General features: G+C 43.0%; 17 protein-coding genes. 3 read left to right on the top strand and 14 right to left on the bottom strand.

Annotated features, from left to right (window positions below; translation table 11 throughout):
• Positions 1 to 140: 140 nt before the first annotated feature.
• Positions 141 to 1,343, bottom strand: coding sequence for a PQQ-dependent sugar dehydrogenase (locus N8A86_RS19255; protein ID WP_273566856.1), 1,203 nt, complete (start codon positions 1,341 to 1,343; stop codon positions 141 to 143).
• A gap of 72 nt (positions 1,344 to 1,415) precedes the next feature.
• Positions 1,416 to 2,768, bottom strand: a complete 1,353-nt coding sequence (locus N8A86_RS19250; RefSeq protein WP_273566855.1) for a M20 family metallopeptidase — start codon at positions 2,766 to 2,768, stop codon at positions 1,416 to 1,418.
• A gap of 187 nt (positions 2,769 to 2,955) precedes the next feature.
• Between N8A86_RS19250 and N8A86_RS19245 the strand changes: the two genes are divergently transcribed.
• A complete protein-coding gene (locus N8A86_RS19245) occupies positions 2,956 to 4,407 on the top strand; it encodes an aminopeptidase P family protein (RefSeq protein ID WP_273566854.1) in 1,452 nt (483 codons plus the stop codon).
• Positions 4,408 to 4,442: 35 nt separating this feature from the next.
• On the top strand, positions 4,443 to 6,089 hold the full coding sequence (locus N8A86_RS19240; protein ID WP_273566853.1) for a M1 family metallopeptidase: 1,647 nt from the start codon (positions 4,443 to 4,445) through the stop codon (positions 6,087 to 6,089).
• Positions 6,090 to 6,104: 15 nt separating this feature from the next.
• Here the strand turns inward: N8A86_RS19240 and N8A86_RS19235 are convergent, their stop codons facing one another.
• The 3 genes from N8A86_RS19235 to N8A86_RS19225 all read right to left on the bottom strand — a co-directional run bounded on the left by N8A86_RS19235 (position 6,105) and on the right by N8A86_RS19225 (position 9,792).
• Entirely contained in the window at positions 6,105 to 7,382 is a 1,278-nt protein-coding gene (locus N8A86_RS19235) for an aminotransferase class V-fold PLP-dependent enzyme (protein WP_273566852.1), read from the bottom strand.
• A gap of 91 nt (positions 7,383 to 7,473) precedes the next feature.
• On the bottom strand, positions 7,474 to 9,324 hold the full coding sequence (locus N8A86_RS19230) for an adenylate/guanylate cyclase domain-containing protein (RefSeq protein ID WP_273566851.1): 1,851 nt from the start codon (positions 9,322 to 9,324) through the stop codon (positions 7,474 to 7,476).
• 24 nt (positions 9,325 to 9,348) lie between these two features.
• Complete coding sequence (locus tag N8A86_RS19225; RefSeq protein WP_273566850.1) at positions 9,349 to 9,792, bottom strand: hypothetical protein; 444 nt, start codon at positions 9,790 to 9,792, stop codon at positions 9,349 to 9,351.
• A 294-nt stretch (positions 9,793 to 10,086) separates the two neighbouring features.
• On the opposite strand from N8A86_RS19225, the gene N8A86_RS19220 reads away from it, so the two are divergent.
• Positions 10,087 to 10,674 (top strand): Pycsar system effector family protein, encoded by a 588-nt coding sequence (locus tag N8A86_RS19220; RefSeq protein WP_273566849.1) that lies wholly within the window; start codon positions 10,087 to 10,089, stop codon positions 10,672 to 10,674.
• 46 nt (positions 10,675 to 10,720) lie between these two features.
• Here N8A86_RS19220 and N8A86_RS19215 read toward each other — a convergent pair whose 3' ends face one another.
• The 9 genes from N8A86_RS19215 to N8A86_RS19175 form a co-directional block, all read right to left on the bottom strand.
• Complete coding sequence (locus N8A86_RS19215) at positions 10,721 to 11,578, bottom strand: sulfite exporter TauE/SafE family protein (protein ID WP_273566848.1); 858 nt, start codon at positions 11,576 to 11,578, stop codon at positions 10,721 to 10,723.
• A 58-nt stretch (positions 11,579 to 11,636) separates the two neighbouring features.
• Positions 11,637 to 13,226: an L-serine ammonia-lyase, iron-sulfur-dependent, subunit alpha gene (locus N8A86_RS19210; protein ID WP_273566847.1), complete on the bottom strand. Its 1,590-nt coding sequence runs from the start codon at positions 13,224 to 13,226 to the stop codon at positions 11,637 to 11,639.
• Between the two features lie 99 nt (positions 13,227 to 13,325).
• Positions 13,326 to 14,144 carry a polysaccharide deacetylase family protein gene (locus tag N8A86_RS19205; RefSeq protein ID WP_273566846.1) on the bottom strand — a complete coding sequence of 273 codons (819 nt, stop codon included), beginning with the start codon at positions 14,142 to 14,144 and terminating at the stop codon, positions 13,326 to 13,328.
• Positions 14,063 to 16,270 carry a WD40/YVTN/BNR-like repeat-containing protein gene (locus N8A86_RS19200; protein ID WP_273566845.1) on the bottom strand — a complete coding sequence of 736 codons (2,208 nt, stop codon included), beginning with the start codon at positions 16,268 to 16,270 and terminating at the stop codon, positions 14,063 to 14,065. Before N8A86_RS19200 ends, N8A86_RS19205 begins: the two co-directional genes overlap by 82 nt.
• Positions 16,271 to 16,448: 178 nt before the next feature.
• Positions 16,449 to 17,213: an SDR family NAD(P)-dependent oxidoreductase gene (locus N8A86_RS19195; RefSeq protein WP_273566844.1), complete on the bottom strand. Its 765-nt coding sequence runs from the start codon at positions 17,211 to 17,213 to the stop codon at positions 16,449 to 16,451.
• Positions 17,214 to 17,278: 65 nt separating this feature from the next.
• Positions 17,279 to 17,644: a cupin domain-containing protein gene (locus tag N8A86_RS19190; protein WP_273566843.1), complete on the bottom strand. Its 366-nt coding sequence runs from the start codon at positions 17,642 to 17,644 to the stop codon at positions 17,279 to 17,281.
• Positions 17,645 to 17,718: 74 nt separating this feature from the next.
• Entirely contained in the window at positions 17,719 to 18,588 is an 870-nt protein-coding gene (locus tag N8A86_RS19185) for an aminotransferase class IV (protein ID WP_273566842.1), read from the bottom strand.
• Positions 18,589 to 19,482 carry a sugar phosphate isomerase/epimerase family protein gene (locus N8A86_RS19180; RefSeq protein ID WP_273566841.1) on the bottom strand — a complete coding sequence of 298 codons (894 nt, stop codon included), beginning with the start codon at positions 19,480 to 19,482 and terminating at the stop codon, positions 18,589 to 18,591. It lies immediately after the preceding gene.
• Between the two features lie 56 nt (positions 19,483 to 19,538).
• On the bottom strand, positions 19,539 to 20,168 hold the full coding sequence (locus N8A86_RS19175) for a hypothetical protein (RefSeq protein ID WP_273566840.1): 630 nt from the start codon (positions 20,166 to 20,168) through the stop codon (positions 19,539 to 19,541).
• Between the last annotated feature and the right edge of the window lie 118 nt (positions 20,169 to 20,286).

Genomic DNA, 20,286 nt, shown 5'->3' with positions numbered 1-20,286 from the left:
CTAAAAGCTTACTGGAGCCAAATCTGAGTAACCACAGAGCCATAGTAGTGTTGAAGAGGCTAGAAAAATGAAACACAATTCACATATAAAAAATGTTTTTTAGCCCTGCTTGAAATTCAGTATGTCATAAAAATCTTGCTTTAAGAACGACTCGCCAATTGTGCTCCTTCATAGGTAACCCGGTAAATCGCATCCCCGAAATCATCGGAAATCAATAAGGACCCATCTTCTAAAAACAACAAATCGACAGGCCGACCAAAACGTTCTTGAGATTCTTCGTCCAGCCATCCCTCTAAGAATGTTTCGTAAGCTATGGCCTCTCCGTTTTCCAATTGTACCAAAGCGACTTTATATCCCACCTTTTTGGAACGGTTCCAAGAACCATGTTCGGCGATAAAAGCGTATTGTTTATATTTTTCGGGAAACATGTCACCCGTATCGAATTTTACGGCCAACGGGGCAACGTGGGCGCCCAAGGCTTGAACGGGAGCAACGAATTCGGAACAAGGGCGTTGGTCGCCGAATTCAGGGTCTTTGACCACCCCTCCATGACAAAATGGATAACCGAAATGTTGTCCGGCCTTGGTCACACGATTCAGTTCGCAAGGCGGAATATCATCGCCAAGCATATCACGCCCATTGTCGGTAAAATACATTTCACCCGTCTTGGGATGCCATGTAAAACCTACTGAATTTCGCACGCCATTTGCATAAATCTCACGATTGCTTCCATCAGGATCCATTCGGGTAATGGTCGCAAATCTTTTATCGGTTACCGTAGAATCACAAATATTACAGGGCGCTCCCACCGGAACGTACAGTTTATCATCAGGGCCAAATGCAATGTATTTCCAGCCATGATGAAACTCGGTGGGATAATCATCATAGACCACCACCGGTTTCGGCGGATTGTTCAGTTTCGTTTCTATACTATCGTAGCGCAACAGCCTATTCACCTCGGCAACATAGAGGGAGCCATCTTTGTAAGCGATTCCGTTGGGCATGGAAAAGGCAGTATCCAGAATAATGACATTATCGGCCCGAAAATCATGGTCGCGATCTTGAATGGCATAGACGGTATTTTCATTGCGCGTACCAACAAAAAGGGTTCCATTTGCCCCCATGGCCATGGATCGGGCCCCATCGATACTATCGGCATAGACTTCGATCTTGAATCCTTCAGGTAATCGCAATCGGTCAATCGGCAATTTCGATTCAGGTTCATCATATTGAACTACCGGTGTTTCCTGTGGTTTTACTTCCTTTTTTTCCTTACAAGATGTGAAGATGCCGAACACCATCACTAAAAGCATCAGTTTTATTGTAGAATATCTATTTCGCATGGGAATGATAAATTATTTGGAATATTTATCTAAAAATACGGACTTCCGATCAATTGCCAGCTGTGCGAAGAATTAAAGCGTGTTCCAACCACCTATCGTATCGATCAGGACGGCGACCAACTTCACGAGATCATCAATGTCTACCCATTCATCGGGTAAATAAAAATTACCGCCCAAAGAGCCTATACCATAAGCGGGTACGCCCAACAAACGTATCGGATAGCGAATATCCCCGGCATAGTGATTCGGGTAAGCTTTTGGCGCTTGCCCAGTAACTTTGGTGATTGATTCACGTAATACCTTGCTTTCAGGTGCTTCCCAATCGGCTGCACCGGGATTGGTCATGTAACCGACACTTTTAAGATTGGCCTTGTAACTATTTTCGCCATTGGACTTCGATTTTACGAATGCATCAATGGCTTGCTTCGCTTCATCGACCAAAGCCTTCCAGGTATGCTTTCCAGTGAACTTGAGTCTAAAGGTTATTGTGACTTCATCTGCTATTGATCCAATCCGGTCGCCACCCTCGATAATTCCGATATTGACCAGTACGTCCTTAAAAACGGTTTCCTTCAGGAGTTCCAACAACTCCAAACTACGGTCTAAGGCACATCCGCCATCCTTCCATTCGGCGGAATCGATACTACCAATTTCTAAAGGCGTTCCCCTCCATCCTGTCATGTTCAACTGTAAATCGGCAATGCCCTGTACGGAATTTTTTATATCCTCCAATCCCCTACCTGTTTCAGCAGGATGCACATAAAGCACTGCACCAATATTGTGGTCGGTGTTTCGTATCCTTTCAAATATGGGCAGGCTTCCTCGACTCCCACCACCTTTTCCGTGCAAACTCATTACTACGGGCAATGGTTTTTTAGTATCGGCCAGAATTTTGGCTGCTACGAGCATAGCAGCGACACCTCCCTTATCATCAGAGGTCCCTAATCCGTAAAGTCTATTACCAATCAGTTTGGGTTCAAATGGGTCAGTTGACCATCCTTTCTCAATGGAATGGGTATCAATATGCGAAAACATGGCATACTGTTTTTCTTTAGGCTTTTTAGGCCATCCTACTACATTGACGAAAGGGCCATCACCAGCTGGATTAGGCTCCATATATTCTGCATGGTCTTTGTATAAACTTGGTCGATCCCCACTTTCTTCGATACGATAGGGAAGTCTCGATAAATAGTCCTTTACTATCTGCTGTGCATTGGCCGCAGATTCTCCCTCAATACTTTGCACCTTAATTAATTTTTGCAATAGATCAAGCAGTTCTCCTCGATATTTTTCGGCAAGTTTGAGGGCCTTTGTGGAAGGTGCAATATTGCCTAACACTGGCAAAAAGGGTATGGTGGTCATTACGGTAGCCGTAGTCTTGACAAAAGTTCTTCTAGAGTTCGTATTATTGTCTTTCAAATTCATTATTGTCATTTTTAACAAGGGGAAGGTAGCAGATTTTTTCAGATTTTCATTGATAACCATGAAACTGTACCCAGTCTCACACATTCCTTTCCCCCTATTTTTATTACATTAGCAAGTATCGATTTCATCAGGAAAATTATGGGGTTTCGAAGTACTCCCATAATACATTCAAAACTAAACTGACTTTATGAGAAATATAATCAAGCCATTCTTAGTCCTCTTGTTACTACTTTACATAGGTACCGGCACAGCTCAAGATAATCACCACTACCAAACCGATTTCTCGGTTGAAAATTTTGCCGAGCGAAGATCGACCATACTAGATGCCATTGGCAACAATGCCATAGCGCTAATTCAGGGTGCAAGTGGGCACGCGGGATTCAGTATTTTTAGGCAAACGAATACTTTTTATTACCTAACGGGGTTAGAAACGGATCATGCCTATCTCTTATTAAACGGAAAAAACAAAAAAACCATAGTATATCTGCCACATAGAGACGAGGGCAGGGAAAATGGACAAGGAAAAATACTATCTGCGGAAGACAAAGATTTGGTAAAAGAACTTACCGGAGTAGATGAGGTAAAAGGATATGAATTTCTATCTTCTGACCTCCTCCGAACCGGATTAATTAAATCGGCCCCTCCTCTATTGTATACCCCTTTAAGTCCTGCTGAAACGGGTAATGACAGTCGAGACGAGTTGTTGTACGGTCAGGCCAGGGCCGCTGCGGACCCTTGGGATGCTAGTGTTACCAAAGAATCCTTGTTCGTACAGCAAATAAATTCTCAATTTCCACAATTTGAAATTCGTGATCTTTCTCCGCTATTGGATGAAATGCGACTTATTAAAAGTAAAGAAGAAATCGAACTGATTCGAAAAGCCACCCAAATTGCCGGATTAGGAATTATGGAAGCTATGCGTTCCACCAAACTAGGTGTTTATGAATATCAACTCGATGCTGCGGCTAAATATGTTTTCCATTTGAACGGATCTCGTGGCGATGGCTACGCCTCTATTATTGGAGGGGGAACCAATGCTTATTTTGGACATTATTTTCATAAAACGGATGTTCTCAATGATGGAGATTTGGTATTAATGGACTATGCTCCCGATTACCGCTACTACACCAGCGATGTCACTCGAATCTGGCCTGTGAACGGAAAATTTGACAAGGCTCAAAAAGCTTTGTATGATTATATCGTAGCCTATAGAGATGCCCTTTTTAAATACATCAAACCAGGCGTAACTTCGAATGACGTATTGGATCAGGCTGCGGCTGACATGAAAGAGTATCTAAAAGGCAAAACATTTGCCAACCCCAATCATTTAAAAGCGGTGGAACAAGGAATAAAGTTTAGAGGTCATTTTCAACATCCTGTGGGTATGGCGGTACATGACGTGGGAATCGTTCATCGCACTCCCCTTCGGCCAGGCATGGTTTTTACCATTGACCCGATGATTTGGATTCCTGAAGAACGTTTGTACATCCGCATTGAGGATATGGCCTTGGTCACTGAAGATGGTGTGGAAAACTTAAGTGCGTTTGTGCCTTCGTCAATAGAAGATGTCGAAAAGACAATCAAAGAGAAAGGATTGATTGAATTTCATCCTCCAACCCAACTACCTTTCAAAAACTAGTTGTTGAATCGAAAATACCCTATGAAACCCAGCCTATGAAAAATTGGTTTTTATTGACAATCCTTTTCGCACCGCTATGTACTGGTATGGCATCTCCCCTTTCGGACAATTATCCGAAAAACCCGAATATCGATGCGATAAACTACACGTTCAGAATCAGTTTATCGGATACTACTGATGAAATCCGTTGCGAAGAAACTATTGACATCCGATACTTGGCCGAAGATGTAACCATGTTGCGGCTTGATTTGATCAAGGCTTCCGAAAAGCTGGGAAATAAAGGCATGGTAGTCAGTAAAGTGGTTTCCGAAGGCAGAACGTTGGAGTACACCCATGAAAATGATGCCCTGATAATTAAACTTCCTGTGCCATCAACTTTGAATCAGCGCACTAGCTATACGGTTACCTATAAAGGTGTTCCCGTTACGGGCCTTAAGATCGCGGATAATAAATATGGTGATCGAACATTTTTTAGTGACAATTGGCCCGACAAGGGCAGAAATTGGCTGGCTACCATTGACCACCCGTATGACAAGGCAACTTGTGAGTTTATCGTTACTGCTCCGGCCCACTACCAAGTCATATCCAACGGATTGAAAATCGAAGAAACCGATTTGGCAAATGGAAATCGTCTTACCTATTGGAAACAATCCGTTCCGATTGCCACTTGGCTATATGTCTTGGGCGTTGCGAAATTTGCAGTCCAGTATGTGGATGAATTTGAGGGAAAATCCATTGAAACATGGGTGTATCCACAAGATAGGGATGCCGGGTTTTATGATTTTGCAGTCCCAACAAAAAGTGCATTGGAGTTTTACAGCGTTCGAATTGGGCCCTTTTCGTATGAAAAACTGGCCAACATACAATCGAATAGTGTCGGCGGTGGCATGGAAGCCGCTTCGGCCATTCTATACGGCGACAACTCGGTCGTAGGCGATAGAAATGAGCGTTGGCGGAATGTAGTCATACACGAAATTGCGCATCAGTGGTTCGGGAATGCCGTAACCGAATATGATTGGGACGATGTCTGGCTGAGTGAAGGTTTTGCCACGTATTTTACCTTACTCTTTATCGAACATGAATACGGCCATGATGCTTTTATGGAGGGACTCGCAAAAAGCAAAAAAACAGTAGATGATTTTTATGTGAAGCATCCGGAGTACCGTATTGTCCATGACAATCTTACCGATATGTCAAAGGTAACCAGCGTACAGACCTATCAAAAAGGAAGTTGGATCCTACATATGCTACGCGGTGTTGTTGGCACGGATGTTTTCTGGAAGGTCATACAATCGTATTATAAAAAATATAAGGATTCAAACGCAACCACTGATGATTTTCGACGGGAAATGGAAGAAGCTACCGGGTTAGATCTTAAGGACTTTTTTGAGCAATGGCTCTATAAACCCGGTACTTTGAAATATAAGGGAGCGTGGCAATATGATTCGAAGAAAAAGCAGATCATGATAGGGATTAATCAGGTTCAGGAGGATGGGAGTCTGTTTAAGATGCCCATAGAAGTAGGCTTATATGGGACAGGAGACAAAGAAGTGCTTATCAAAACCTTACAGGTCGATAGTAAATTTAATTCATTTACCCTTCCAGTGGATTTCGAACCCATAAAGGTTGTTCTTGATCCCAATTTTTGGGTGTTGAAGGAAGCGGATTTCAATAAAATGTAATCGTACTGACGAAAGCTAAGCCAACTCCTTTACAACTTGCAACGCTTTATCGATTTCCTCCTTTGAATTATATATATGAACGGAATGCCGAATGTTTTTCTCACCAACGGAACGGGGTTGTAACCTTTCTTTTTCCCACATTGTTTTTTGTAAATCTGGGCCTGAAATTCCAGCAACACCATAGGTGGTAATTCCTGCGGCCATATTCTCATTTATGGATGATTCAATGGTCACATGGGGAAGCTCTTTTAAGCCCGCCCTCAGGTAGTTGCCAAGTTCCTTGATTCTCCCTAACCATTTTTCCTTGCCTATGGTGTTAAAGAAATCCACAGCGGCATCGTACCCGGCCATCAGGGCAGCATTGCCCGTACCATTCTGCATCAGGCGAAATCCATGATCTTCTTGATTGTCCCATTGATAGCTGGCGATAGTGGACCAGATATTTGGTGAAACGTTCTTATTAATATACAAAAGACCACTACCGGCTGGAGCCAACAGCCATTTATGTAAGCTGGAATAATAGGCGTCACAACCAATGTCCTTTATGTCCACATCGATATGCCCAACACATTGTGCACCATCCAATACGGTGAAAATACCTCGCTTTCTGGCTTCGGCACAGACTTGCTTGACAGGCATTACCGTTCCGTATCCAGAAACCATATGCGGAATGGCGATGACCTTGGTCTTTGGGGTGACTTCCTTAAAAATAGCATCGACTATTTCTTGCGGGTCGTTCACAGGTACAGGTAGTTTCGCTTGTTTGTACACACAGCCTTTTCGTTTGGCAAGCAGTTGCCAAGCTCCAAAACCACCCCCATGTTCTTGATCGGTATTGAGTAGTTCATCCCCTTTCTTGAAATCTAACCCCATACCGACATAGTTCATGCCGAAAGTCGCATTTTGGATTAACGAAATTTCCTTAAAATCACAATTGATGATCTTACCCAATTTGGTCCGTAGTTCTTCATAGGGGAAATACCCGGTCAATAGCTCAGGTCCTGAACCGTTTTTATAGTCGATTGTGGCCGCCTCTTTGTTATAATGAATCATATGATGGATCATCTGGTCAAGTGCATAACCTGATGTTGGGCCCATGGTACCATTATTAAAATAGGTCTGCCCCTCCTTAAGCGGAAATTGCTTCCGGATCATCTTCCAATACTCCTCAGTGTCGTTATAGGTACCATGAAGATTATTTAGAGACCAATCTTTTTTGGAGTCAAAAGATAGAAATGGAGCGGAAATCGCCGCTAAGGAACTGGTTTTTAGAAAGGTTCTGCGCTGGTTCATAGGATTCAATTTGATGTCTCCTTAAATATAACCATTGTCGTTATGGAACGAATTAAATATTCAAAATAAAAAACATGCTTTCAGACATAATTCAAGCTAGAGTTAAGTTAGCGTTTTTAATTCCATTCACAAAGTACATCTTTACTTTGCCTCTATTCTTTGCTTCAATTGCACCCCTATATTCACAATCAAAATCTGATTTAATTAGCTCATATGTGCTATTGGAGATATTAATCTTTCCTGGTTCCGACATGGTTTCCATGCGGGAAGCGACGTTGACGGTATCGCCCCAAATGTCATAGGAGAATTTTTTAGTTCCTACCACACCTGCTACAACCGGGCCCGTATTAATCCCAATGCGAATATCAAACGTAGTGTGAATTAAATCCTTGTCCTCTTTGGAAGCTGCCACAAAATCCTTTATTTCAAAAGCGGCCTGCACCATTTTTAAGGCATGATCCTTCGTTTCGAATGGCAAACCTCCGGCACACATGTAGGCATCGCCGACCGTCTTAATTTTCTCCAATCCATATTTTTCCATGATGTCATCGAATTTAGAGAAATAAAAACCCACACTTTCCACTAATTTTTCAGGGGATAGATTTTCCGCATAATGTGTGAACCCTTTAAAATCAGTAAACAATACCGTAACTGATTCGAATTTTTTAGCCGCTACCTTACCATTTTTCTTTAATTCCTCTGCGGTTTCCTGGGGAAGAATGTTATGCAATAAACTTTCGGAACGATCCCGTTCTCTCTCAATGATCTGTTTGGTTTTTCGTATAAACCGATTGCGTCTGTATAGACCAAAAGCAAGAAGACCTATTAAGAAAAGCGCAATGCCGATGGCAATATTGATCACCTTTTGCGTTTTCCTTTCCTGGTTGAGTAAGTTTAATTCTATCTCCTTCCTTTCCATTTGAAGATTGGCCATCTGCTGTACTGTCGAAACATTTTTGACGCTATCCTTGTACGCAATATGCACTTTATAGAACTTGAGTGATGTATCGGCATCTCCCTTTTTCTCGTACAATTCTGAAAGCGTAAGGTTGGCATCACTGATCTGATCTTTCAGCCCATATTGTTGGGCAAGTACAAGACTTCTTTCGGCATATAGGAATGCTGCGGTCAAATCGCCCCGCTCTGCAAAGATGTCGGCCATATAGGTGAGATACACACTTATTGGATAAAAATCGCCCAATTCTTCGAGTAAGCCTATGGCCTTTTTAATATTATTTTCCGCAATAATATTTTGACCTAATTGGGCATAGGCCAAGCCCTTATTGCCCAAGTTGTAGGCAATCCCTATTTTCGAATTTCTAGCTTCGAAAATAGCGCCCGATTGTTCAAAAAATAGCAAAGCGGAATCAGGTTTGGCAAGGGCCAGATTATAATAATCACCCAAATTTTCCAACGCACTGGCATATTTCAAGGTGTCCCTCACTTCTTCAAAAATGGGGATAGCATTTTTATAATATCTGATGGTATTCTTATGGTTGCCCATTACCTGATAGACACTTGCAATGGACAAATACAAAAGCCCTAACTCTCGCTTTTTATTAGTGGATGTTGCGATAGTAACACCTTGCAAATAATTTTCCAAAGCCTGACTTAAGTCGCCCTTAAGCTTAAGGCTGTTTCCTTTTTGGAGATAGCCTCCCACAATATATCCGGTTGAATCCAGATCTTTGGCCCTATGTAAGAGTTCCTCACTGAATTGTAATGATTTTTCAGGATTTGGATGTATAAAGGCTAGATCACTTAGTATCTGTAAACGCTCTTTTTCTTCAAATTGGCCACTGGTATAGACCAATTCAAGACTATCGGCAAGATTTTGGTCCTGCCCATAAAGTCTGAAAGTCGTAATAAAAAGAAAGCCTAGCATAATCCAGACTTCCTTCGTGCAAAATGGTTTAAAAGAATAGGACCGCTGTTTCCGCATTAAAATCCGATTAAATAATCCAAATTATTGTCCCACTTTAAGACCTGGATCGATACTGAAAGATTCACCCTCCACAATAAAGTCTATAATATACTTATACGTTTTATTTTTCTTGCCCTTCGCCACTTTACCCTTGGCTTTTTTCTTGCCGTTGTTGTTCTTTCCTTCTAAGTCTTTATTCTTAAAGACCTTATGATCTTCTGGAAATCTGATTTTTTCGATATCCACGACCGCTCCGGAAGCAGCAATACCCTCCCATTCGATTTCATCATCTTCATACACCAAAATGGTAAAAGCTTCAGGGGAACTATCGTCCACTACCTCAGTGTTGGGATCCGCACTAAAGGAATAGGAACCATCTTCGGCTACATTCAATGTAATCACGTGCGTCGCTTGGCCAAAGCATAGACCACTATAGAAAAATACCGACAAGGTCAATAAAATAAGATACTGTTTTGTTTTTTTCATAATGTGTTAAAATTAGTTTGTGTTGTAAAAAATAGGGCGTTAAAATGAGTATTGGCACTGCCAAAGGACGAAATGTACCTTTGAGTGTCCGAAAACACCTGTTTTTTTATCAAAGTATTTTTGTTTCTATAAAAGAGAGGGAAATGTATTACAACGGCCGTGACACCAAAGTTTTTCGCTTTAAAATATCCATCGTAATTAGCGTGTATTCGCTATCTTTCATCAATTAATATTATAAAGCCCTGTTCTATAAAATATTTGCCCATTATCGTACCCTTTAAAATTAATAAGAAAATGGACCAGACAAGAGACGAAGACCAATTTGAAAATCAGGAAATAACCAAAACACCATCTGAAGTTGGGGGTCACGCTGAAGAATTGGTAGATCATTATTGGGGGAGCATTAATTATGTTTTTAGTCTAATCAAAGCTTCTGAAATCAAGGCTGGACTGATCTTATCCTTTTATGGTATTCTATTCAATTTTATCTATCAAAATATCGCTCTAGTCATATCAATGGGTCCCGAACACTATTTTCTATATGTCTTGCTTGCAATATGGATTGGTGCGACAACGACTTCTATATATTTCAGTATCAGATGTTTTATGCCGCGGGTAGAGGGAAAATTTGAAAAGAATGTATTTTTCTTTGGCGATGTGATTACGAAATTTGGAACAATAAAGGAGTTTTCTAAAACCTTCTATCGTATCAGCTTAAATGAAGTTGAATTGTTCGATCAATTGGGTCAGCAAATATACGTCAACTCTAAAATCGCATCCGAGAAATTTAAATATGTCAATCGATCGATACGTTTACTAGCGGTGGGACTATTTCTACTTTTCATCTTGGTGGTTTCCAGTGCCATCATATCTCTCATGTAATTGCGTCAAAATAATCGTACCCCATATAATCAATTCGTCATCGACGCTACTTCCTTGAAAATCCTGCATGCAACATTACCCCCGCCGTATACAGAATGACAACAATTACTACCCATCTGAGCACATCTAATGGTAAAGACTTTACAATAAAGGCGGCAATGCCCACCGCCACGATACCTGGAATTGCCATGGCGATTGCGGCCTTCCGGTTATAGGCCTTTTCTCGAATAAAGCGCACCGATGCCGGAGGCATTAAAAAGGCACAAGAACCCATCATAATCGGGAATGCCACTTTGGGCGACATGCCAAGGGCAAAGACCAGTGCCATACAGGGAGCATACAATCCGATACCGGCGGTCATCAAAGCGCCCAAACCAAAGTTGGCGATTACGGCAATGGCCAATTTTCCATTTTCGAGTCCGATAGCCTCCCCGCCGCCTTGTATCCATTCCATATTGGTGGCCAACATAAAAAAGGCCGTAACTAACAGGGCAAAACCCATAACCAACCGAATCTTTTTTTCGGACATTTTTGCGACTACACCGGCACCCAATACCGCACCCAGAGCGGCCGAAATGAACATCAATACCAACGTTACAGGTTCCACTTCAATAATAGTAATGAAAATGAGTGCCTGAAATAACACCGGAAGGGTGTTCGCTACATTCATTGTTCCGGGAATATGCTTGTCCTTGGTTTGTTTTGTGAATTTTAAAAGGGCCGTTTGTGGTGCGAATGCGCCAATTCCGAGGACATCAAAAAAATTGACCACAAATCCGATGATCGAAGTTTTTAACCAACTACTGTTTTCTAGGGAATTTCTGTGGGCTAGAAAGTCCTTCGTTAAAACGATAGCGAACCAGATTGCTAGACCGGCTAATGAAATCCAAATGGCTGTTATCATATCTGTTATCCGTAGGATGATGGCGCTAGGAAATAATCAATTCCCAAAAGAATCCAATCTAGCAAACTTTAAAAAAGGTTTTGTTTTTATCTATTTCCCCTTTTGCCAACTTGGCCTCGATTTCTTTTGCGGTTTTCGTGATAGCAAGACCTCCCAATCCGGTGCAACGATGTGTATTGGGTAGGGCATCGCCCACCCGTTTCATCGTTTCGACCACTTCATCCAAAGGGATTAAATGATTATAATCGGACAAGGCCATATTCGCACAGGAAATGGCATTCGTGGCCGCCATGACATTTCTATTCAGACAGGGTGCCTCTACGCGGTCGGCAATCATATCGCAAATCATCCCCAAACTGGATTGTAGTGCCATGGAAGCTGCGCCTAATGCCTGATTTAAAGTACCTTTCTTTAATCCAACAATGCCTGCAGCGGCCATGCCCGACCCAGAACCACACTCCGCCATACAGCCACCAACCTCTGCGGCAAAAGTCGCATGGGCGGCAATGAACACGCCAATAATTCCGGCAGCTAACAAGGCTTTCACCATTTCATCTTCTGAGAGTTCCAAAGTTCTCCCAATACCGATAATTGCTCCTGGCAATGCGCCACATGAGCCTGCCGTAGGTGCTGCTACCACCACCCCCATGGAACTTTTAACTTCCATCATGGCCGATGTATACAAAATCACTTGGTTCAGAATATCGCCCTCTACCAGTTTTTTACCATCCATCCTTTCTTGGAAGGTTGAGGATTGCGGGCCTAGAATGCGATCCGCGTATTTCGTCCCCCTTAATCCTAGGTCTATCGCGTTTTGCATAATCTTTAAAATATCACGCATCTTTTCAAATACCTCCTCCTCGGAAATACTTCCACGTATGCTTTCATAAGCAACGGCCAGCTCCCACAATTCAAGGTTTTTGTCGCTATTGTATTCGAGCATTTCATCACAGGTGATAAAAGGAACGGCGAGATTTTTACGGGCCATTATGGGAAGTACGGGATGTAGTTTTCTAATGAATAAGACCTCCTCCATTTCCATGAGTTCCTTTTCCAAACCATCGGGAATGAATTGATTCGCTTTTATTTCAATGAACGAGACCATACCTTGACGCGGCGCAATCTCATCACATTTAAAGGATTTCTTAATATAATCGATAAGTTTTCCCGAGGATTCAAAATAAACTAAAGTCTGATAAAAGTCCCCCGCCATGGAAACTACCGCCCCGTCGATTTCAATAATCTCGATCATACCCCCGCCCGTGGAAATTGCGGTCACCGTTCGCGTTTCATGACTGTTCGAAAGGGTAATCTTATACGTATTCGGGTGGATTGCCCCAATCGGATGGATATCTATTTTTATCTGGATTCCGGCTTCCTCGACCGCCTGCAAATAATTAGGTAGGTGTTCCTCATCGGCTTCCCATCCTAAAAATCCTCCGAATAAACCCATGTCGGAACCTTGGCCTTTATGCGTGGTGGCCAATGAGCCGTTCGGATCAAATTCGATATAGACCTCTTTGATCTCTCCTTCCATAAGGTCTCGGCACATTCTACCTATTCGCAAAGATGCGGCGCAATGGGAACTCGAAGGTCCCCGCATGACCGGTCCGATGACATCATTAAATATGCTGGGATAGGTTTTCATCTTGTGGCTTAAATTTTACTGTTTGAAAATCAATACTTTATAAAGATAATAGGAAATTAATAAAATCGAATGGTAAGTAGTCTTGAGAGATTGCTCTTTTTATTTGATTTCGTTCCACTTTGCCTTCATTTCGTTCGACCGCTTTACCAGAATTTCTACAGCTTCCTCAGTCTGGGAAGTTGGTTTGGCATCGGCACTTTGCAGCACTTCCAGTATGAAAAGTAATTTTTCCTGGAGACCGACCAAGATTTCCTTTTCTAGCGGAGTTTCTCGAATACTTCCATAGAGCATATCTCCTGCCTCTGGGGCTCCGTTACCCCTAAATTGTTGGATAACTTCTTTTTCTCGCTTATTCATTTTTGGATTTTCAATTAACAGACGATCTATATTATCCCGAATATTCTGTAGCGCCTCATAGGCTTTATACGTTTGAAGGGAAAGGTCTGTTTGCAGCTTGAGATTTTCAGTGGAAAGGGAAACGCGCGGATCTAGACGAATATTCAATGGCTGTTCTGCAATTTCTCCATCTACAATAAGTTTTACGGTGTAGGTACCTGGGGGAACAAAAGGTCCGTTCGGACCACTGGGGGTATCATATTGAACGGCTGCGATTGCAAATCCGCGTTGCGCTCCTCTTGGCGCTGGATGACGTTGATTCCAAATGAAGCGGTGATGGCCTGGTTCGGTTGCCAACGATTTTTGCGGACGGATCCAATAGGTCGGATGGCGCATCAAGGTCGAGTCAAGTGCTTCTTTAGTATCATCGCTTGAAAAAGAGGTAATTTTAGTTCCGCCTTCGTCCCATATTTCCAACGTGACTTTTTGTGCTTCGGTATTTAATTGATAATCCAAAATCGCACCATCAGGTGGATTTTTACCGGTAGGCTCCTCCGGCGGTAAGGGCGTATCGGCAAACATATTGTGCCGAACCCGTGTGGCCCGCGATGGTTCGAATAGATGAAAATTTGATGAGGATGCCGAGTTGAGTTCCCGAAGGGGACTGAAATCATCCAATATCCATATTGAACGGCCGTGTGTGCCGATGACCAAATCGTTTTCATGAACGACCAAATCTCGAATCGAACTGGCTGGCATGTTAAGACGCAGTGACTGCCAGGACACGCCATCATCATGGGAGAAATATACTTCCCGTTCAGTACCGGCAAATAAAAGACCCTTTTTTTATGGTCCTCACGGATCACGTTTACCGGTCCGAAGGAGTTCATTCCTGAAATAATTTCTTCCCACGTCTTTCCAAAATCATGGGTTTTGTAGATATGCGGTTTCATATCATCCTTTCGGATGGCGTTGACTGCGATATATGCGGTTCCCTTGTTAAAATGTCCAGCATCGATTTGGGAAATCTTATCCCATGAAGTCAAAGAGGGAGGCGTTACATCTTGCCAGGTCTTACCACCGTCATTCGTAAAATGTACAAGGCCATCATCGGTACCCGTCCAGATTAAATCTTTGTCCAAAGGTGAGGGTGCCAACGCGTAAACGATGGCGCGTTGTGGCATGGTCTTCATGTCTTCGTTCTTAAAATCCCCTACACTATCGGGGACTTCCGGATGCTCCCTAGTCAAATCAGGACTGATAATTTCCCAATTCTGGCCACCATTATTGGTTTTCCATACGACATTGGTGCCGAACAACAACATACTATCATCCGCAGGATGGAACATCAAGGGCATGGTACGTAAATATCGAATATTTTCGGATCGCAAAATCTCGGGAGCGACATTCTGTGATTGCCCCGTTTTCTTATTGAACCGTATCACTCGGCCTCCATATACAATATTAGGGTCTTTTGGGTCCGGGGCGACAAAGGCGTATTCATCGGCACCGACGCCCATAAAATCACGGAACGAAATCTGTCCGCCATTACCTCGGCTAGCTACCGCTACGGCACCGCTCTCCTGCTGTCCGCCATAGACCCAATACGGAAATTGATTATCCGTACTTACATGATAGAGCTGAGCCGTGGGCTGATTATACCAAGAACTCCATGTTTTGCCCCCGTTTACCGTCACCACCGCGCCTTGATCGGCCGCAAAAAGCATGATGTCGGGCTGCAGAGGATTGATCCAGATGCGGTGGTAATCATCCCCGCCAGGGGCTCCTTTTATGGACATCCATGTCAATCCGCCATCCGATGAACTATACGCGGCTACGTTGGCGACATAGACCTTGTTTTCATCTTCGGGATGCACTTTGATTTCCGCAAAATCACTACCCCTACCCCAAAGCCGGTTATCTGCGCTCACCATGGCCCAGCTTTCACCCCCATCATCGCTTCGGTAGATTCCTCCATTCTCGCGGGCATCCACAGTGGCATACATCCGAATTGAATTATTTGGAGCAAAGGCGACCCCTATTCTTCCCAGTCCTTGGTCCGCCGAAGGAAGCCCCTTCTGAATTTTTTTCCAAGTATCGCCACCGTCGGTCGATTTATAAAGTCCACTATTGGGTCCCGAAAACTTCGCATTTTCCCAAGGGCCTTCTTGATGTTCCCACATGTCAGCAAATACCACCTTAGGATTGTTGGGGTCGAATTCAACTTGTACAGCGCCTGTATTGTGATTGAGGTACAAGGTTTTATTCCATGTTTTTCCTCCATCCACTGATTTAAAAATGCCACGCATCTCGTTTGCCCCGTACGGATGCCCGAGCCCTGCCACCAGAACGATATCCGGATTTTCGGGATGTACGATAACCCGACTGACTTGCTGAATATCACCCAAACCTACATGTTCCCAATGTTGTCCGCCATCAGTTGATTTAAACATTCCGTCGCCGACCGCCAAATCGGGTCGATGTAACCCTTCACCGGTACCTACATATATCACATCGGGGTTTGAGGGCGAAACGGCCAAATCTCCAACAGATCCCGTTGGTGCATCATCAAAAATGGGATGCCACGTACTGCCGTAATCATCCGTTTTCCATACTCCGCCATTGTTTACCCCGATAAAAAAAACGTTGGGCTGCGAAGGAATACCAACGGCCCCAACGGTACGGCCCGCGCGGAACGGACCAATCATTCGATACTCTAAATCTTGATATGAAGATTCCGGGACTTGGGATAGCGATACGCTAGTAATAAAAAAAGTAAAAGTGAAGGTAAGATGCGCATGAGAAAGATTTAATTGTTGCGATTAAAAATAGCCATTTTTCAAAAGCATTGAGCGGAAAATCCAGAAACCTTAAAGAGCTTATCGGTCAACGAATATGACTTCCTGCGTTTACATCGATGGTCGCCCCTGTGGCATGGTCCATTAGTCCACTACACAGCAAACCGATGAGCGGGGCGATATCCTTTGGAGTGGTCAATACGTTCAAGGCAATTTCATCAAGTACACGCTCTTCTCCATGTACCGCAATAAAATCTTCGGCCATTTGGGTGCGGGTAAATCCGGGAGCGACCACAAAGGACTTTATATTCTCCTTTCCGAACGAGCGGGCGACGCTTCTTGCCAAGGAGGTCAAGCCTCCTTTCGAGGCGGCATAGGCCAAATACTCTTCCGTTTCGCCCCTAAAAGCGGCCCGACTTCCGATATAAATAAAACTCCCCTGCCCATGCTCCCTAAAATGGTCGATGCCCAATTTGGTCAAGAGGCCTGCAGAATTCAGGTTGATGTCCATGGTCTTCTTCCAAACCGATAACCATTCTTGCGTATCAAGTTTTTTTGAAGAATGTGGTAAGAAGACCCCTGCATTCAAAATGATAATATCGATTTTTTGAAAATGGTTTTTAACTTCATTAAATAGACCGAGCACCGATGTTTCTTCCGAAAGGTCGGCTTGAAAAATTTTAGAGCCATTCGGGTAGGTTGCTAACAATGCTTCGGCCGAAGCTTTGTTTGTGTTATAATGAACGGCCAATTGCGCCCCGTTTTTCAATAAAAATTCGGCAATACCTTTTCCGATTCCATCGGATGCGCCCGTTAGCAAAATGGTTTTACCACTTAAATCTAGTTGTATCATTTTGTCTTTCGCTTTAACACATAAACCTACTTTTCTTTGGGTCATTAGGAAATATTCACTCCTCTCTATTCTTCGGAACGAAGATAATGATCGCTACCATCGAGCCAATCTTCACGAATGGGGGACCACGTATCGATTTCTTCCACATCGCCTATCATCAAAGCTTCATGGGGAACGTTCGCGGGAATGACTACCACATCACCAGCGTGCATATCAAAGGTTTCCTCTTTATCGGCCCCGAACCAAAATCGGATGGTTCCCGTCAAAACCTGCGTTACCTGTTCGTTGATATGGTGATGAAGCGGCACTAAAAATCCGTCCTTGAATTTCATCTTGGCGACCATGACCTTATCGCCATAGACCAATTTACGTTCCATTTTTGGGGTGACCTGTTCAGCAGGGACGTCGTCCCAATTTATTTTTTTGACCATACGACTGTTATTTAGAATGAAATATCTAGTTTAGGAAAAAATAGTTAAACCTTTGAGGATGTGAATACAAAACTTCATTCGTGTATTCGTTTTCCATGTTTCTTTTTTTGTTCAAGAAAGGCCCATTGCAAACGTTTGGTCACTTCCCCCACTTCGTCATGTTCGTATAGAACATGGTTGTCAATTTGCCGGATCGATGCAATTTGGGTGGACGTTCCGGTGAGAAATGCTTCATCCACCTGATTAATTCTTTCTTTTGAAATGCCCGCTTCGCGTACTTCCAAATTCAATTCTTGACACAATTCCAAAACAATCTGTCGGGTGACCCCGTCCAAGATATACCGATTGGCGGGATGGGTATAAACAATCCTCTGCTTCACGAAAAAAACATTGCAGTGTGACGCTTCTGTAACAATTCCATCCCGCACAAAAAGGGTTTCAAAACAATCTTGCTCCATAGCGCGTTCGTTTGCCATCACATTCCCCAATAATGAGGTCATTTTGATATCACATCGCGACCACCGAAAATCGTCCATAGTGACAACGCTCGCATGTATTGTATTGACATCGGGCAACACCTTTGGCACGGCATACATCATTAACGTCGGAGAGGTATTTTTGGGATAGGCATGTGTACGTGGCGCCACTCCCCTCGTCACTTGAATGTATAGGAGACAGTCTTCTTGAAGAAGATCTGCCGCTTCTAATAAATCAGGAATTGCTGAGGACAAGATGCTTATGTCAAAATCAATATTTATTTTTATTAGACATTCGTCGAGTCTTTTCAAATGGGCTTCCTCACAAAAAAATCGTCCACCGATCTGGACCATGACTTCGTAGATACCGTCCCCAAATAAAAATCCCCGGTCGAAAACGGAAATCTTTGCCATTTCGGCATCATAAATCCTTCCGTTCAAATAGACCTTGCTGGGATATAAAGTCATTTATAAATACTGTTGCAAATGTTTCTTAAAATAGGCCGCACTATCGGTAATGCTTTGCATGGAGTTGTGGGCAAAATTTCCACCTTGTTCTATATAATAGTGCTCCAAAGCATCCGTATCGATTTTCGAAAGCATTTCGACATAATCAATGGACCCGTTGCCCATTTCACTATAGTCTCGCGTCACCTTATCCATATCCTTGATATGCCACATGACGTACCTCCCAGGATTTTGGGCAATCAATTCGGCAGGACTCAACTTTGCCGAATGTTTAACCCAATACATATCCATTTGCAGTTTGACCAATCTAGGTTCGGTTTCCGAAAGAATAATATCGTAGCCGGTCTGACCCTCATAATCCGCAAATTCAAAATCATGGTTGTGGTAGGCAAAGCCAAGTCCTGCTGCGTTGACTTGTTCTCCCATCAAGTTAAGTTTTTCAGAAAGCACCTTAAAATTTTCAAGCGTTCGATATTCAGGAGCCAACCACGGCCAGGTGATGTATTTGGCTCCAATGGTATGAGACCCCTCGATGCATTGGTCTAGATAGCCTTTGAGCTCGTCAAAAGGTTTTTCAAAATAGCTTGAGAAATCGTAATGCCCACTGGTTGCCGTGAAATCTAGATCATCCATTAAATTTTTATATTCGGTGGCTTTCATTCCATAATATGTGCCTTTCTCCCCATCATAACCAAAAATCTCAGAATCCTCATACCCAAGCGCCCTTACCTTTTTTAAGGTTTCTACAGGGTCTTCGGCCATCGCATCTCGGATGGTAAAGAGCTGTAGACCCATTTTGTATTTTGGCTTTTTTTTCATGGAAAAACTGGATAGGGGCATCATTGAAGCGGCCGTCAACAACCCCGATTGCTTAATAAAATTTCTTCGTTGCATTACATTTTCTGTTTTGGTTCGGCTATTTAAGAGAGGATTAAAGGATAAATGGTGAATCACTTTGGCCAATACAACTCGGGCAATCCATTACTTTTCAATAGCGTGTTATAGGTAGCAATATCAGTGTTCTTGATTTGTTCCAAACTACGTTTTAAAACATCCCATTGTTGTAAATAATCTTGGGTAACGTCACGTACGCCTTGGGTAATCGGTAAATTCCCTTTTCCGATATTATCCAAGAAATCTTTGAATTTTATCAATAGGCGCGCTTCGAACATATAATTACTTTGATACGTGCGCATTTCTTTTTGCAGAATTTCTGAAATCCATTTGTCAAGGGTCTCGTCCAGGACTTTCCCTTCTTGTTTTACCTTGTCATTTGAGGCGAGATCCATAACCGTTTCCAGTTGTTGTTTGATCATTCGAAGATTTCGCACGCCCTTGGCCATTTCAGTCGCTCCCTCATAAATAGACTTAGATATTTCATTGCGTTCCACATAGGCAGCGGCGGCGTTTTCAATACTATTTACGATACGTGGGTCGATTTTGATTTCAAAATTCCGGTCCTGGGAAAAGTCGCCCACTTTAAACCGGACTTTATACATTCCCGGAGGCGCATTATAGGCGGTAAGATCACGATTCGTGGTATATAGTTCCGTCAAGCAATCAAACCGGCCTATTTTCATATCCCATGCATAGCGATGGGCGCCTTTTTGTCCGCTTTAGTTGCGGTTTTACCAACGAATCGCAGCCGACACTTGGGCGATCGGTGAATTCCGAATGAATGACTTCGCCGTTGGCATT

It is taken from the genome of Maribacter halichondriae (genome assembly GCF_027474825.1).
Lineage (GTDB): Bacteria > Bacteroidota > Bacteroidia > Flavobacteriales > Flavobacteriaceae > Meishania > Meishania halichondriae.
This window is presented reverse-complemented; position numbering and strand designations above follow the sequence as displayed.

What these genes read in the sequence shown, in the direction of transcription:
- N8A86_RS19255 (WP_273566856.1), bottom strand. Translation starts at nt 1,343, where the DNA reads ATGCGAAATAGATATTCTACAATAAAACTGATGCTTTTAGTGATGGTG.
- N8A86_RS19250 (WP_273566855.1), bottom strand. Translation starts at nt 2,768, where the DNA reads ATGAATTTGAAAGACAATAATACGAACTCTAGAAGAACTTTTGTCAAG.
- N8A86_RS19245 (WP_273566854.1), top strand. Translation starts at nt 2,956, where the DNA reads ATGAGAAATATAATCAAGCCATTCTTAGTCCTCTTGTTACTACTTTAC.
- N8A86_RS19240 (WP_273566853.1), top strand. Translation starts at nt 4,443, where the DNA reads ATGAAAAATTGGTTTTTATTGACAATCCTTTTCGCACCGCTATGTACT.
- N8A86_RS19235 (WP_273566852.1), bottom strand. Translation starts at nt 7,382, where the DNA reads ATGAACCAGCGCAGAACCTTTCTAAAAACCAGTTCCTTAGCGGCGATT.
- N8A86_RS19230 (WP_273566851.1), bottom strand. Translation starts at nt 9,324, where the DNA reads ATGCGGAAACAGCGGTCCTATTCTTTTAAACCATTTTGCACGAAGGAA.
- N8A86_RS19225 (WP_273566850.1), bottom strand. Translation starts at nt 9,792, where the DNA reads ATGAAAAAAACAAAACAGTATCTTATTTTATTGACCTTGTCGGTATTT.
- N8A86_RS19220 (WP_273566849.1), top strand. Translation starts at nt 10,087, where the DNA reads ATGGACCAGACAAGAGACGAAGACCAATTTGAAAATCAGGAAATAACC.
- N8A86_RS19215 (WP_273566848.1), bottom strand. Translation starts at nt 11,578, where the DNA reads ATGATAACAGCCATTTGGATTTCATTAGCCGGTCTAGCAATCTGGTTC.
- N8A86_RS19210 (WP_273566847.1), bottom strand. Translation starts at nt 13,226, where the DNA reads ATGAAAACCTATCCCAGCATATTTAATGATGTCATCGGACCGGTCATG.
- N8A86_RS19205 (WP_273566846.1), bottom strand. Translation starts at nt 14,144, where the DNA reads ATGTTTGCCGATACGCCCTTACCGCCGGAGGAGCCTACCGGTAAAAAT.
- N8A86_RS19200 (WP_273566845.1), bottom strand. Translation starts at nt 16,270, where the DNA reads ATGATTGGTCCGTTCCGCGCGGGCCGTACCGTTGGGGCCGTTGGTATT.
- N8A86_RS19195 (WP_273566844.1), bottom strand. Translation starts at nt 17,213, where the DNA reads ATGATACAACTAGATTTAAGTGGTAAAACCATTTTGCTAACGGGCGCA.
- N8A86_RS19190 (WP_273566843.1), bottom strand. Translation starts at nt 17,644, where the DNA reads ATGGTCAAAAAAATAAATTGGGACGACGTCCCTGCTGAACAGGTCACC.
- N8A86_RS19185 (WP_273566842.1), bottom strand. Translation starts at nt 18,588, where the DNA reads ATGACTTTATATCCCAGCAAGGTCTATTTGAACGGAAGGATTTATGAT.
- N8A86_RS19180 (WP_273566841.1), bottom strand. Translation starts at nt 19,482, where the DNA reads ATGCAACGAAGAAATTTTATTAAGCAATCGGGGTTGTTGACGGCCGCT.
- N8A86_RS19175 (WP_273566840.1), bottom strand. Translation starts at nt 20,168, where the DNA reads ATGAAAATAGGCCGGTTTGATTGCTTGACGGAACTATATACCACGAAT.